This window comes from Massilia putida (genome assembly GCF_001941825.1).
Lineage (GTDB): Bacteria > Pseudomonadota > Gammaproteobacteria > Burkholderiales > Burkholderiaceae_D > Telluria > Telluria putida.
The window spans coordinates 1,033,397-1,048,154 of sequence record NZ_CP019038.1 but is presented as its reverse complement, the minus strand read 5'-3'; the positions used below and the strand labels follow the sequence as shown (position 1 = coordinate 1,048,154).

Annotated in this window: 13 protein-coding genes; 8 read left to right on the top strand and 5 right to left on the bottom strand. The window is 68.1% G+C overall.

Features of this window, described 5'->3' with window-relative positions:
• Positions 1-2 precede the first annotated feature (2 nt).
• Complete coding sequence (locus BVG12_RS06940) at positions 3-635, bottom strand: PEP-CTERM sorting domain-containing protein (protein ID WP_075791792.1); 633 nt, start codon at positions 633-635, stop codon at positions 3-5.
• A gap of 132 nt (positions 636-767) precedes the next feature.
• Positions 768-1,688 (bottom strand): LysR family transcriptional regulator, encoded by a 921-nt coding sequence (locus BVG12_RS06935; RefSeq protein WP_075791791.1) that lies wholly within the window; start codon positions 1,686-1,688, stop codon positions 768-770.
• Between the two features lie 124 nt (positions 1,689-1,812).
• Here BVG12_RS06935 and gcl point away from each other — a divergent pair, with 124 nt between their 5' ends.
• The 7 genes from gcl to BVG12_RS06900 all read left to right on the top strand — a co-directional run bounded on the left by gcl (position 1,813) and on the right by BVG12_RS06900 (position 11,460).
• Positions 1,813-3,582: a glyoxylate carboligase gene (gene gcl / locus BVG12_RS06930; RefSeq protein ID WP_075791790.1), complete on the top strand. Its 1,770-nt coding sequence runs from the start codon at positions 1,813-1,815 to the stop codon at positions 3,580-3,582.
• Positions 3,583-3,602: 20 nt separating this feature from the next.
• A complete protein-coding gene (hyi, locus tag BVG12_RS06925) occupies positions 3,603-4,382 on the top strand; it encodes a hydroxypyruvate isomerase (protein ID WP_075791789.1) in 780 nt (259 codons plus the stop codon).
• A gap of 27 nt (positions 4,383-4,409) precedes the next feature.
• Positions 4,410-5,303, top strand: a complete 894-nt coding sequence (locus BVG12_RS06920; protein WP_075791788.1) for a 2-hydroxy-3-oxopropionate reductase — start codon at positions 4,410-4,412, stop codon at positions 5,301-5,303.
• A gap of 103 nt (positions 5,304-5,406) precedes the next feature.
• Entirely contained in the window at positions 5,407-6,675 is a 1,269-nt protein-coding gene (locus BVG12_RS06915) for a glycerate kinase type-2 family protein (protein ID WP_075791787.1), read from the top strand.
• Between the two features lie 197 nt (positions 6,676-6,872).
• Positions 6,873-8,303: a pyruvate kinase gene (gene pyk, locus BVG12_RS06910; RefSeq protein ID WP_075791786.1), complete on the top strand. Its 1,431-nt coding sequence runs from the start codon at positions 6,873-6,875 to the stop codon at positions 8,301-8,303.
• Between the two features lie 67 nt (positions 8,304-8,370).
• The gene (locus BVG12_RS06905; RefSeq protein WP_075791785.1) at positions 8,371-9,195 is read left to right on the top strand and encodes an isocitrate lyase/PEP mutase family protein; all 825 of its coding nucleotides are present in this window, start codon (positions 8,371-8,373) and stop codon (positions 9,193-9,195) included.
• A 111-nt stretch (positions 9,196-9,306) separates the two neighbouring features.
• Positions 9,307-11,460 (top strand): TonB-dependent receptor, encoded by a 2,154-nt coding sequence (locus BVG12_RS06900; protein WP_075791784.1) that lies wholly within the window; start codon positions 9,307-9,309, stop codon positions 11,458-11,460.
• A gap of 3 nt (positions 11,461-11,463) precedes the next feature.
• Here the strand turns inward: BVG12_RS06900 and BVG12_RS06895 are convergent, their stop codons facing one another.
• The gene (locus tag BVG12_RS06895) at positions 11,464-12,405 is read right to left on the bottom strand and encodes a helix-turn-helix transcriptional regulator (protein WP_229503827.1); all 942 of its coding nucleotides are present in this window, start codon (positions 12,403-12,405) and stop codon (positions 11,464-11,466) included.
• Between the two features lie 5 nt (positions 12,406-12,410).
• Positions 12,411-13,277 carry a LysR family transcriptional regulator gene (locus BVG12_RS06890; RefSeq protein WP_075791782.1) on the bottom strand — a complete coding sequence of 289 codons (867 nt, stop codon included), beginning with the start codon at positions 13,275-13,277 and terminating at the stop codon, positions 12,411-12,413.
• A gap of 118 nt (positions 13,278-13,395) precedes the next feature.
• On the opposite strand from BVG12_RS06890, the gene BVG12_RS06885 reads away from it, so the two are divergent.
• On the top strand, positions 13,396-14,190 hold the full coding sequence (locus tag BVG12_RS06885; protein WP_075791781.1) for an alpha/beta fold hydrolase: 795 nt from the start codon (positions 13,396-13,398) through the stop codon (positions 14,188-14,190).
• A gap of 33 nt (positions 14,191-14,223) precedes the next feature.
• On the opposite strand, the gene BVG12_RS06880 is transcribed toward BVG12_RS06885, so the two are convergent.
• On the bottom strand, positions 14,224-14,676 hold the full coding sequence (locus BVG12_RS06880) for a hypothetical protein (protein ID WP_075791780.1): 453 nt from the start codon (positions 14,674-14,676) through the stop codon (positions 14,224-14,226).
• Positions 14,677-14,758: the final 82 nt, after the last annotated feature.

Here is a 14,758-nt window from a genome sequence, read left to right as displayed (position 1 = left end):
TGTCAGCGGCGCTTGCGGCGCGAGACCAGCAGGCCGGCGCCGGCGATGCCCAGCAGCAGGACGCTGCCCGGTTCGGGGACGGCGTTTGCGCCGGCCGGGCCATAATGCAGCGCATCGAAGTAGATGCCGTCGTTGGTGTTCGACGGGGCGAAGGTCAGGGCGGTGAACGGCGTATCGGAGACGAGGCCGAAGTACTGCCAGCCAAGGGACGGGCCGGTGTAATTCGTGAGCGCCGGCACCGATCCGGCACCGTCCAGTGTCACGTTCAGCGTGAGCGGCCCCGTGGTGCCGGCGTCGCCGATCCAGATGCCGAAGGCGTTGACGGCATGCGCGAACGTGAAGGTCGACGTGTCGGGCGAGGCGAAGAACACCGTCTGCAGGCCATCGTGGGCAAACAGCTGCGACGTGCCGAAGAAGCCGGGGCACCAGGTCGTGCCCGCGCAGGAGAAGGACACGTCGTTGAAGTTGTACTGCGTGGCCGTGCTGGACTGGACCGTCTCGAAACTTTCGAACGCCAGCGAGCCGCCGGCGGCTGCGAGGAACGAGGCTTCGTCCGTGTAGACCGTCGTGGCCTGCGCGGCGCACGACGCTGCGGCGAGAGCGACTGCGGCTGCGAGTTTTTGCGTGAGTTTCATCGATTTCCCTTTGGATTGTTTTGGAGCCATGCCTCAGCAAAACCCGTGCCAATGGGAAAAAACGTCATGATTTCAAAGCGCTAACCGGTTACAGCGCGTGTTTACGGCGCATGCTGTAAGGAAACCCGACACTCAGCCCGCGCCCAGCTGCCGCTCCCAGTACCCCGGCGTGTTGTAGACCGCCTTGAGGTGATCGATGAAGTGCCGGATCTTCGCAGGCAGAAAGCGCTGCTGCGGGAACACGGCCTGGATCGGGTAATTCCCGACCGCGTATTCGTCCAGCACCGTCACCAGTTCCCCCCGTTTCAGCTGGGCCTGGATTTCCCACGTCGAGCGCCAGCCGATGCCGAGGCCCTGTTTCACCCAGTCGAACAGCAGCTCGCCGTCGTTGCAGGCGAGGTCGCCGTCCACGCGCACGGCGAACAGCTTGCCGTCGCGCTGGAACGTCCAGCCGCGCTGCTGCCCGCCCTGCAGATTGAACGCCAGGCAGTTATGGCGCGCGAGATCTTCCGGCGTGCGCGGCACGCCGTTGCGGTCGAAGTAGTCGGGCGTGCCGCACACAACGCGCCGGTTCGGGAACAGCGGAATCGCGACGTAGTTCGGGTCCGTCACTTCGCCGATGCGGATCGACATGTCGTATCCCTCGCGCACGAGGTCGACGACGCTGTCCGTGAAGTTGAACGACATCTTGAGTTCCGTGTGGATCGCGCGAAAAGCCGGCGCATGCGGCGCCACGTGCTTGCGGCCGAACGCCGCCGGCGCGGAGACGACCAGGTGCCCGCGCACCGTGCTGCGGCCCGCGCTGATGCTGTTTTCCGTGATGTCGAAATCGCGCAGCAGCTGGCGGCACGGTTCGATGAATTGTTCGCCCAGCGCCGTCAGCGTCAGGCCCCGCGTCGAGCGGTGCATCAGGCGCACGCCGAGGCGTTGTTCCAGGGCGTCCAGGCGTCGGCCCATGACGACGGGCGTCACGCCTTCGGCCAAGGCCGCGCCGGCGAAACTGCCTTTCTCCGTGATGAGGACAAAGCTGCGTATTTCCGTGTACCGATCCATGCTTCCTTTTCCATTCAATACTTAAAGTATCGACAGAGCCGATAATAGCAGCAATTCTTCTCGCGGTGGGTTGTCGTTATGCTGGGTCATCAGTCCAAAACCAACCATACCAACGGAGGAGAACATGGCCCGAATGAGAGCGATCGACGCTGCGGCGGAAGTGCTGCGCAAGGAAGGTGTGACCACGGTGTTCGGCGTGCCCGGCGCCGCGATCAACCCGTTTTACTCGGCGATGAAGAAGAACGGCGGCTTCGAGCACGTGCTCGCCCGCCACGTGGAAGGCGCCTCGCACATGGCCGAGGGCTATACCCGCGCCAAGGCCGGCAACATCGGCGTCTGCATCGGCACGTCGGGCCCGGCCGGCACCGACATGATCACGGGCCTGTATTCCGCCTGGGCCGATTCGATACCTATCCTATGCATTACGGGTCAGGCACCGCGTGCCCGCCTGTACAAGGAAGACTTCCAGGCCGTCGACATCGAGACCATCGCCAAGCCGGTCACCAAGTGGGCGGTCACCGTGCGCGAGCCGGACCAGCTGCCGCGCGTCGTCCAGCAGGCGTTCCACCTGATGCGGTCAAGCCGTCCGGGTCCGGTGCTGATCGACCTGCCGTTCGACGTGCAGGTGGCCGAGATCGAATTCGACATCGACACCTACGAACCGCTGCCGGTCTACAAACCCGCGGCGACCCGCGCCCAGGCCGAAAAGGCCCTGGCCATGCTGAACGCGGCCGAGCGCCCGCTGATCGTCTGCGGCGGCGGCGTGATCAACGCGGATGCCGCGGCCCGCCTGCAGGAATTCGCCGAGATCGTCGGCGTGCCCGTGATCCCGACCTTGATGGGCTGGGGCGCGATCCCCGACGACCACCCGCTGATGGCCGGCATGGTCGGCCTGCAGACGTCGCACCGCTACGGCAACGCGACGATGCTGGAATCGGACTTCGTCATCGGCATCGGCAACCGCTGGGCCAACCGCCACACCGGCTCCGTGGACGTGTACAAGAAAGGCCGCAAGTTCGTCCACATCGACATCGAACCGACCCAGATCGGCCGCGTGTTCGGTCCGGACTACGGCATCGTCTCCGACGCCGGCGCCGCGCTGGACCTCTTGATCGACGTCGCCCGCGGCATGAAATCGATCGGCGGCCTGCCGGACCGCAGCGCCTGGGCCGCGCAATGCCAAGAACGCAAGCGCACCATGCTGCGCAAGACGCACTTCGAGAACTCGCCGATCAAGCCGCAGCGCGTGTACGAAGAGATGAACCGCGCCTTCGGCAAGGACACGACCTACGTCAGCACGATCGGCCTGTCGCAGATCGCCGCCGCGCAGTTCCTGCACGTGTACAAGCCGCGCAACTGGATCAACTGCGGCCAGGCCGGCCCGCTGGGCTGGACCGTGCCGGCGGCACTGGGTGTCGTCGCATCCGGCGCCAAGACGGACGTCGTCGCGATCTCGGGCGACTACGACTTCCAGTTCATGATCGAGGAACTGGCCGTCGGCGCGCAATTCAAGCTGCCTTACCTGCACGTGGTCGTGAACAACGCCTACCTCGGCCTGATCCGCCAGTCGCAGCGCGGCTTCGACATGGATTACTGCGTCCAGCTGTCGTTCGAGAACATCAACGCCCCGCAGCTCGGCGCGTACGGCGTGGACCACGTGGCGGTCGCCGAAGGCCTGGGCTGCAAGGCGCTCCGGGTGCGCAACGTCGACGACATCCAGCCGGCGTTCGCCGAGGCGAAGGCCCTGATGGCCCAGCACCGCGTGCCGGTGGTCGTCGAGATCATCCTGGAACGCGTGACCAACATCTCGATGGGCACGGAGATCGACGCGATCAACGAATTCGAAGCGCTGGCCGAACACCCGGGCGACGCGCCGACCGCGATTCGCGCGTGAATACATAGCAGGAGACAACCATGCCAAGATTTGCAGCCAACCTGACGATGCTGTTCAATGAACTGCCGTTCCTCGACCGCTTCGAAGCGGCGCGCGACGCGGGGTTCAAGGGCGTCGAGTACCTGTTCCCGTACGCCTTCGAAAAGGAAGCGCTGGCGGAACGCCTGCAGGAGTATGGCCTCACCCAGGTCCTGCACAACCTGCCGGCCGGCGACTGGGACAAGGGTGAGCGCGGCATCGCCGTGCTGCCCGGCCGCGAGGCCGAGTTCCGCGAGGGCGTGGCCCGCGCCATCGAGTATGCGAAAGCATTGAACTGCCGCCAGGTGAACTGCCTGGTCGGCATCGCCCCGGCGGGCGTCGATGCGGGCACCTTGCGCCGCACCGTCGTCGAAAACCTGCGCTACGCGGCGACCCAATTGAAGCAGGCCGGCATCCGCCTGCTGATCGAGCCGATCAACACGTACGACATCCCGGGCTTCTACCTGAACACGACAAAGCAGGCGCTGGACCTGATCGAGTCGGTCGGCGCGGACAACCTGTTCGTTCAGTACGACGTCTACCACGCCCAGCGCACGGAAGGCGAACTGGCGAAGACGATCGAACGCAACCTGACCAGCATCGCGCATATCCAGGTGGCCGACAACCCGGGCCGCAACGAGCCGGGCACGGGCGAAATCAACTACCCGTGGCTGTTCAAGCACCTGGACCGCATCGGCTACGACGGCTGGATCGGCTGCGAATACAAGCCCGCCGCCGACACCCGCGCGGGCCTGGACTGGATCGCCAAGCTGGCCGGTTAATCAGAAAAACACGTAAGGAGAAACATCATGGCAAACATCGGATTCATCGGCCTGGGCATCATGGGTGCCCCGATGGCGGGTCACCTCATCAACGACGGCCACACGCTGTTCACGAATACCGTCGGCCCGACCCCGTCGGCCCTCGTCGAAGCGGGTGCGCGCGTGTGCCTGAACGGCGCCGAAGTGGCGTCGCAGGCGGACATCATCTTCATCATGGTCCCGGACACCCCGCAGGTGGACGAGGTCCTGTTCGGCGAGAACGGCGTGGCCTCGGCTCTGAAGGCCGGCAAGATCGTCGTCGACATGAGCTCGATCTCCCCGGTCGCCACCAAGAACTTCGCCCGCCGCATCAATGCGCTGGGCTGCGAATACCTGGATGCGCCGGTGTCGGGCGGCGAGGTGGGCGCCAAGGCCGCCAGCCTGACCATCATGGTCGGCGGCAGCGAAGCGGCGTTCGCCAAGGTCAAGCCGCTGTTCGAGAAGATGGGCAGGAACATCACGCTCGTCGGCGGCAACGGCGACGGCCAGATCACCAAGGTCGCCAACCAGATCATCGTGGCGCTGACCATCGAAGCCGTGGGCGAGGCGCTGCTGCTGGCCGCCAAGGCCGGCGCCGATCCGGCCCGCGTCCGCGAAGCGCTGATGGGCGGTTTCGCCGCGTCGCGGATCCTCGAAGTGCATGGCGACCGGATGGTCAAGCGCACGTTCGCGCCGGGCTTCCGCATCGACCTGCACCGCAAGGACCTGAACCTGGCGCTGACCACCGGCCGCCAGCTGGGCGTGGCGCTGCCGAACACCGCCACCGCGCAGGAACTGTTCAACACTTGCGCCGCGCACGAAGGCGGCGGCTGGGATCACTCGGCCATGGTGCGCGCGCTGGAGATCATGTCGAATTTCGAGATCGGCCAGAAGCAGGCGTAAGCCGCACAGCCGTAGGGCGGGCATTTGAGGCGGGGGCCTCAAATGCCCGCCATGCGAAAGCCGCCCGCACGAGGCGGCACAGGGAACCGACCAGGAGACTTTGATGACTACGATGACCCCACGCGAACTGCTCGCCCGCATGTTCACCGCCGCCGTCGACGCGGCCCAGCCGTCGCTGTGCATTCCGCGCAACCTGCCGGCGCCGCCGAAAGGCCGCACGGTGGTGATCGGCGCCGGCAAGGCGTCGGCCGCGATGGCCCAGGCGTTGGAACGCAGCTGGCCCGGTCCGCTGTCGGGCCTCGTCGTCACGCGCTACGGCTATGCCGTGCCGTGCGAACGCATCGAAATCGTCGAAGCCGCCCACCCGGTCCCCGACGCCGCCGGCCGCGAAGCCGCCCAGCGCATGCTGCGCACGGTGCGCGGCCTGTCGGCGGACGACCTCGTGATCTGCCTGATTTCCGGCGGCGGCTCCTCGCTGCTGCCGCTGCCGGGCGAGGGCGTCACCCTGGAAGACAAGCAGGCGATCAACCGCGCCTTGCTCGCTTCCGGCGCCAGCATCACCGAAATGAACTGCGTGCGCCGGCACCTGTCCGCCATCAAGGGCGGGCGGCTGGCCGCGGCCTGCCATCCGGCGCGCGTGGTCAACCTCCTGATTTCCGACGTCCCGGGCGACAATCCGATGGACATCGCCTCCGGTCCCACCGTGGCCGACCCGACGACCTGCGCGGATGCGCTGGAAGTCGTGCGCCGCTACGGTATCGACCTGCCCGAAGGCAGCCGGCGCCTGCTGGAATCGGGCGCCGGCGAGACCGTCAAGCCGGGCAACCGCCGCCTGGAAAACGTCACGACGCACATCGTCGCCTCGCCTCAGATGGCGTTGGAGGCGGCCGCCGACGTCGCCCGCAAGGCCGGCGTCACGCCGCTGATCCTGGGCGACAGCATCGAAGGCGAGGCGCGCGACGTGGCCAAGGTCATGGCCGGCATCGCCCTGCAGGCGCGCCGCCACGGCCAGCCGGTGGCGGGACCGTGCGTGCTGCTGTCCGGCGGCGAAACGACGGTGACGATCCGCGGCAACGGCCGTGGCGGCCGCAACGTCGAATTCCTGCTGGCGCTCGCCGTCGCGCTGGACGGCGCGCCCGGCATCCACGCGCTGGCCGGCGATACCGACGGCGTCGACGGCGCCGAGGAAATCGCCGGCGCGTTCGTCGCGCCCGACACGCTGGCCCGCGGCTGGGAACACGGCTTGCCGCCGCGCGCGAGCCTCGACAACAACGATGCGCACACGTTCTTCCGTGCGTTGGGCGATTCCCTCATCACCGGTCCCACGCTGACCAATGTGAACGATTTCCGCGCGATCTACGTGACCCGCTAAGCACCCGGGGTCAGAGCCCACCCGTGAACGCCGGGCTCCGACCCCGAGAAAAGAGAAAGACTTCCCTTTAGCGGGTGCGCTGCGGCGGCGGCGTACCCGTTTTTTTATTCCCCCTTAGTCAGTCGGGGTCAGAGCCCACCCGGAAAACCGGGCTCCGACCCCGAATATTGCTGACTCCGAATATTGAGGATTGATCCATGCTACGCCAACGCCGTGCCCGTATTCTCGCCACCCTCGGCCCCTCCAGTTCCACCTCCGATCAAATCTATGCGCTGGCATTGGCCGGCGCCGACGTCTTCCGCCTGAATTTCAGCCACGGCAGCCACGACGACCACGCCGCGCGCTACAACACCATCCGCAGCGTCGAGCGCGACATCGGCCGTCCCATCGGCATCCTGATGGACCTGCAGGGACCCAAGCTGCGCGTGGGCCGCATGGCCGGCGGCCGCGCGATGCTCGAAACCGGCAACCGCTTCCGCCTCGACCTGGACCCGAGCGAAGGCGATGCCACGCGCGCCGGCATGCCGCATCCGGAAATCTTCGCGGCGCTGCGCCCCGGCACCGACCTGTTGCTGGACGACGGCAAGCTGCGCCTGCGCGTGGATGCGTGCGGCCCCGACTTCGCCGAGACGACCGTGATGGCCGGCGGGCCGCTGTCCGATCGCAAGGGCGTCAACGTGCCCGGCGTCGTGCTGCCGATCTCGCCGCTGACGGCGAAGGACCGCGCCGACCTCGCGTTCGGCCTGGAGCTGGGCGTGGACTGGGTCGCGCTGTCGTTCGTGCAGCGGCCGGAAGACATCGTCGAGGCGCGTGCCCTCATCGGCGACCGCGCCTGGATCATGGCCAAGCTGGAAAAGCCGGCCGCGATCGACGCGCTGGACGGGATCGTGGCGCTCGCCGACGGCATCATGGTCGCGCGCGGCGACCTCGGCGTGGAATTGCCGCCGCAGCAGGTGCCCGTGCTGCAGCGCCGGATCGTGCACGCGGCCCGCGCGGCCGGCCGCCCGGTCGTCGTCGCCACGCAGATGCTCGAGTCGATGACGACGGCACCCGTGCCGACGCGCGCGGAGGTATCCGACGTCGCCACCGCCATCTACGAAGGCGCCGACGCCGTGATGCTGTCGGCGGAATCGGCCTCGGGCCAGTACCCGGTGCAATCGGTGACCGTGATGGACAGCGTGATCCGCGAAGTGGAGCAGGACCCGCGCTGGCGCGAGGGCCTCGATGCGAGCCACAAGCCGGCCGACAAGACGACGGCGGACGCCATCTGCTGTTCGCTGCGCCGCGTGACGAACCTGCTGGCGCCCGCCGCGACGGTCACCTACACGGCCAGCGGCGCGACGTGCCTGCGCGCGAGCCGCGAGCGTCCGTCGGCACCGATCCTCGCGCTGACGCCGAGGCCCGCCATCGCGCGCCGCCTCGCGCTCGTGTGGGGCGTGCATCCGGTGCCGTTCGAGGAAGCGGAAGGCTTCGACCGCATGGTGGCGGACGGTGTCGCGGCCGCGCAACGCTGCGGTCTGGCCGATGTCGGGGACGACGTCGTCGTGGTGGCCGGCTTCCCCTCCGGCCGCCCGGGCCGCACGAATCTGTTGCACGTCGTGCGCGTGGGCGAGGAACCCGCGATGTGACTTTGTGCGCATCTTCCGATCGCGCCGCTCTGGTAACGTAGCGTTCTCACATCGACAGGAGATGCGCATGAAGACCCAGCTGGAAAAATCGCAGGCGTTCGCCGAACTGCACAGGCACGGCAACTGCTTCGTCATTCCGAACCCGTGGGATGCGGGATCGGCGAAGCTGCTGCAGCACCTGGGTTTCCAGGCGCTGGCCGGGACCAGTGCCGGCTTCGCGTTCTCGAAGGCGAAGACCGATCCGACCATCACCGTGGCGGAGATGCTGCCGCACCTGGCCGAATTGGCGGCGGCGACGGACCTGCCGCTCTCGGCCGACCTGCAATCGGGTTTCGGACCCTCCGCCGACGACGCGGCACGGACGATCATCGAGGCGGCGGCGACGGGTATCGTGGGCGGTTCCATCGAGGATGCGACCGACGATCCGGACCATCCCCTGTTCGACATCGGCCTGGCCGCCGACCGCATCTGCGCGGCGGCCGAGGCGGCGCGTTCGCTCGACTTCAAGTTCGTGCTCACGGGCCGCGCCGAAAACTTCCGCGTCGGCAGGCCGAATCTCGGCGACACCATCCGCCGCCTGCAGGCTTACCAGGAAGCGGGTGCGGACGTCCTGTTCGCGCCCGGCCTGCGCACGCCGGAGGACATCGCGGAGGTTGTGCGGTCCGTCGACCGGCCGGTCAACATCATGATGGGCATGCCCGGCATGCAGCTCACGGTGCCCGAACTGGCGCGGCTCGGCGTCGCGCGCGTGAGCCTGGGCGCCTCGCTCGCGCGGGCCGCGTACGGGGCGCTCATGCGCGGCGCGCGCGAGGTGCTCGGGCAGGGGACATTCGGGTATGCGGACGAGGCGCCGCCGGCGGCGGAGCTGAACCGGATCTTCGCGCCGACCTGAGTTGTACCGGAACGGAACACCCGTCTGATCCGGAATGGCGCAGTGTCGTGCGTGCGCCTCGCGGTTGTCGTGGCACCGCGTCCTGGAACGGTTCGTGCAGTGATAGCCATCATGGCACCCTACACGAACTTACCGCCCGCCATCGTCGAAATCGTCGGCACGATGCCGCTGCCGGGCGTCGGCGTCGCGCGCGAAATGATTCCGGCGAACGTACAGACCTTGAACGAGGCCGCCGTCAACGCGCCGGACGGCGCCACCTTGCCGGACGCGTTGAACCGCCGCCTGGGCAGCGTCGTCGTCAACGAGATCCAGGGCAATCCATTCCAGCCGGACGTCAATTACCGCGGCTTCACGGCGTCGCCCTTGCTCGGCACGCCGCAAGGCTTGTCCGTCTACGTGGACGGCGTGCGCATGAATCAACCGTTCGGCGACGTCGTCAGCTGGGACTTGATCCCGCGCGCCGCCATCGCGTCCCTGACGTTGATGCCGGGCTCGAATCCGCTGTTCGGACTGAACACGCTGGGCGGTGCGCTGGCCGTGCGCACGAAGGATGGCGAGCATGACCCGGGCACCATCGTGTCGGCCCAGGGCGGCAGCTACGCCCGCGCGGAGATCGGATTCGAACACGGCGGGCACGACGGCCGCGGCCTGCACTGGTACGTCACGGGCACGGGCTTTCGCGATGGCGGCTGGCGCGACGATTCGCCCACGCGTCTCGGCCAGCTGTTCGGCAAGGCCGGTTGGCGCGACGGGGCGAACGATGTCGCGCTGAGCGCCGCCCTGTCGTCCGCCAGCCTCGCCGGCAACGGCTTGCAGGAGCAGCGGCTGCTGGCGCGGGACTACGCCAGCGTCTATACGAAGCCCGACGTGACGAAGAACCGCGCCGTGCTGCTCAATCTCACGGCCAGCCATCGGGTCTCGGACGACCTTCTGCTGTCGGGGAACGCGTACTACCGCCGCATCCGCACGTCGACCCTCAACGGCGACTTGAACGGCGATGCGTTCGACGAGGACGTGAAAAAAGGCCTCATCAACCGCTCGGCGAGCACGCAGACGAATGCCGGGTTGAGCGCACAAGCGTCCGTCTTCGGAGTGACCGCCGGCGCGGCGTTCGATGCCAACCGCGCGGATTTCCGCCAGAGCGTGCAATTCGGCGACGTCGATCCGGAGCGCCGCATCGCGCCGGCCGACGCGTTCGACGGCGACAGGGCGGTCGACCTGACGGGCCGCGCGCGCACGTGGAGCGTCTATGCGACGGACACCGTGGCCGTGCGCGACGACCTGCACATGACGCTGTCCGGCCGCTACAACCGCACGGCGGTCCGCAACCGCGACCACATCGACCCCGGCGGCGGCCGCGGCTCGCTCGACGGCGATCATCGCTATGGCCGTTTCAACCCGGCGATCGGCATCACGTGGTCACCGTCGCGGCAGATCAACGCTTATGCCGGCTACAACGAAGGCAGCCGCACGCCGACGGCCGTGGAGCTGGGCTGCGCCGACCCGGCCACGCCGTGCAAGCTGCCGAACGCGATGGCGGGCGATCCGCCGTTGAAGCAGGTCGTCACGCGCACGTGGGAAGCGGGCGTGCGCTGGACGGTCGGCGGCGTGCACTGGAACGCGGGCGTGTTCCGCGCGACGAACGGCCACGACATCCTGTTCGTCGCGGACAACGCGGCGGGCTTCGGCTACTTCCGCAATTTCGGCAGGACGCGGCGCCAGGGCATCGAGCTGGGTGCCGACGGCCGCGCCGGTGCCGTCGCGCTGTCCGCGCATTACACTTACCTGGACGCGACGTTCGCAAGCGGCGAGACCATCAACAGCCCGGCCAACAGCAGCGCGGACGCCGACGGCAATATCGCGATCCGGCCCGGCGACCGCCTGCCCTTGACGCCGCACCACGTGTTCAAGGCGCGCGCCGAGTGGCGGATCACGCCGGCGTGGTCGGCGGACCTGGGCATGCTCGCGGTGTCCGATGCGACGGCGCGCGGCAACGAAAACGGCCTGCATCGCCCGGACGGCAGCGGCAAGACCGCGGGCCACGCGGTGTTCGACTTCGGGACGGCGTTGCGGGCGACGCCGCGCCTGCGCTGGTTCGCCCAGGTCGACAATCTGCTCGACCGCCGCTATGCGACGGCGGCGCAGCTGGGCGCCGCCGGATTCACGGCGGACGGCACGTTCATGGCGCGCCCCATGCATTCGACCTTTTACGCGCCGGGCGCACCGCGCACGATCCGCGTCGGGCTGCGCTACACGTTCGACTGAGGTTCACACCCACAGCCGGTACATCCAGAACGACTCGTCCTCGGCGAATCGGCGGGCGAATTCGCCCGGCGTGAAACCCGTGATGCGGCGCACGGTGCGCGTCATGTGGGCCTGGTCCGCGAAGCCTTCGTCCAGCGCCATGGTGGCCCAGTCGAACGGCTGGCCGGCGTCGTGGCGGTCGCGCGCGGCGAAGAACAGGCCTTCCGTGCGCACGATGGCCTGCCATTCGCGCAGCGAGCGTCCGCTGAACGACTTGATGCGGCGCTCGACGTGGCGCGGACTGTGCTCGCGCCGCCACTCGTGCGCCTGCCACGCGAGGCGCTCGACCCAGTGCCGTCCGAGCTGGCGCAGCGAGGGCTGGTCCGAATCGCGGCCGCGCAGCGTCTGCCAGCGGCGCGCGAGGTGGAGCTCAAGCACGTCGATCAGATCTGCGTCGGCGCTGGCGCGCAGCGCGTCCCAGAGCGGCGCCCATTCGGCGCCCATGACGTCGGCGGCGCACACGAACCGGTCCTGGATGGCGCCGAGATCCAGCCCGAACAAGGCTTGCGCGGCGTCGGCACGGAATAACGCCATGCAGCCGTGTCCCGTCGTCGGCGCCCACGTCGTGCTGGGATGCGCCTGCGTGCCGGAGACGACGCAGGACGCGCCGAACGGTTGCCATTCGACGCCGCGCGCGCCTTGCCTGACCTGGCCCATGTCGACATCGCGGTACCACGACAGGGTGACGAGCGGCGACGACGGGAAATGCGACAGACGCTGCACGTCGTCCAGCGCCAGGCCGCGCGTGTCCCGTCCGGCCACGGCGACGAGCGCACCCTGCAGCGAAGCCGGGGGCAGGCGCAGCCAGTCGGTCGGCGCGCCGGCACGCGGCGCGCGCGCGAGCGGATCGGGACAGGGCGGGGGCTGGGTGGGGATCATGGCGTGCAAGTATAGCAACGATGCCATTCTGTTCACAGGGCCTTCCACTGTGCCGCGATGTGCTCCCACAGCGCCTGCGCCACGGGACCATGCGGCACGTCGGCCCGGCGCGCCGCCACGAGCGTCTCCACGCTGCCCGGCAAATGCCGCCCCGCGATCGACACCAGTTTTCCGCTCCGCAGCTCCTTCTCGACCAGGAAGCGGGGCAGGTGGCCCCACGCGAGCCCGTGCAGGATCACCTCCTTCTTCGTCGCGTGGTCCGGCACCGTGCACTGGTGGGCGCCCGCGATCATGAAGTGATCCTTGGCGGGCGTGTGGCGTGCCGTGTCGCGGATGATGGCCTGCGTGCTCGCGCGCAGGTCGTCCGGCCGCAGATTCTTGCGCGTCGGGGACACGAAGCCGGGCGCCATCACGGGCACGAACGCCACCTTGCCGAGAGCGATGGACTCGATGCGCGGGTCGTGCCGGTCGACGCCATGCACGATCAGGTCGGCGTCGCCATCGAGCAGCCGTTCCACCGGGCCGCCCACCGCTTCCAGCGCGAGGTGCAGACGCGTGCCGGCATGTCCGGCAAAGAATCGGCTGAGGCGTGCCAGCAGCGGCGCGGGCGGACAGAAATCGCCGAGCACGATGCGCAATTCGCTCTCCTGGCCCATCGCCAGTTGGGCGGCATAGCGGCGCAAGCCCTGCATCTCGTGCAGGATCGTGCGCGCCTTATGGTGGAACGCGCGGCCGGCGTCGGTCAACCGCACGCGGTAGGCGGACCGGTCGAGCAGGGCGATGCCCAGCTGGCGTTCCAGCTTGGCCACGGCCGCGAACACGGCGGGATGCGAGCGGTGCAGGGCGCGTGCCGCCGCCTCGAAGCCGCCGTGCGCGACGACGGCATCGAAGCTTTGCAATTCTGCAGCGTGAAGTCGTGCATGTCCACTCTGTCTACAAAGATTGACAAAACATTGTAATGTCTTTTGATGCCGCGTCGCCCTACGATGATGTCGATGCAACCACAAGGAGAACGACATGCTGCAAACGATGACCCTCGGCGACGGCACGCCCCTCGCCTACCGCCTGGACGGCGGTGCGGCCGATCCGGTACTCATTTTGTCCAACTCGATCGCGACGGACCACACGATGTGGGACGACAACGTCGACGCCTTCGCCCGGCACTTCCGCGTGCTGCGCTACGACATGCGCGGCCACGGCGGCTCGGGCGCACCGGCCGGCGCGTATTCGATCGACCGTCTCGGCCGCGACGTGCTGGAATTGATGGACCACCTCGGGATCGGGCGCGCGCATTTCCTCGGGCTGTCGCTGGGCGGCTTCGTCGGCCAGTGGCTCGGCGTGCACGCACCGGAACGCATCGACCGGCTCGTCCTCAGCAACACGGCGCCGCATCTGGGCCCGGCCCGCTATTTCGACGCGCAGATCGCCGGTTTGCGCGAGCACGCGGCGATGGACGCGATGGCGGACACCTTCCTCGCGAACTGGTTTCCGGCCGCGTTGCGGGAAGAAGATGGCCCGACGATCCGGCGTTTCCGCGCGATGATCCTGCGCACGCCGCCGCACGGCTTGGCCGGCGCCTTCGCCGCGGTGCGTGACGCCGACCAGCGCCGGACGATCGCGCTGATCGACCGTCCGACACTCGTCATCGGCGGCGATTTCGACACGGTCACGCTGCCGGAGCACAGCCGGCAGATTGCGGCGGCGGTTCGCGGCGCGGCGCTGGCGATGCTGCCTGCCGTGCACCTGCCGAATGTGGAGATGCCGCGGGAATACGAAGCGATCGCGCTGCGGTTTCTGGCGCCTGGCGGCTGACGCGGCGCGACGAACGGATCGCGGCGCCCGCCTTTAACGCCGCCCCCCGTAATCTGCCAGCACGTAGGGCGGCAGCTCGACCAGGCGTTCGCGGCCATCCGCGTCCGGTTCCAGCTCCCATTCGCAGATCGTCCGTGCGATGCAGGCCATCAGCATGTTGTCGTTGAGATTGTTGACCGCCAGGACCGACACCTGCGTAACCTTGCCGGCCGGTGAGACACGCGCGCCGTACAGGACGCCGGCGCCGTTCGGCCACGCGCCTTCGCGTTTGATAAACCTTTGCATGCATTTGCCGGTCGCGCGGTTGTTCTCGTTGATCAGGTGCGTGATCTGTCCGGCGAGCGCCGGATCGGCACCGAGCGCCTGCACGTTACGCGGCACGAAATCGCCGGTGGGATCCTTGTAGACGTAGCAGGCGGCGGGTTCGTCCGCCCGGGCGAACCCCGTGAGCAGGGCAGCGGCAGCAATGGCAATCCAATGACGCATGTGGTGTTTTGGCCAAATGATCGGAATGCCATGTTATCAAACATAGTTGCCGTATGGAACTATGTCGTTTCGGTTCAATACT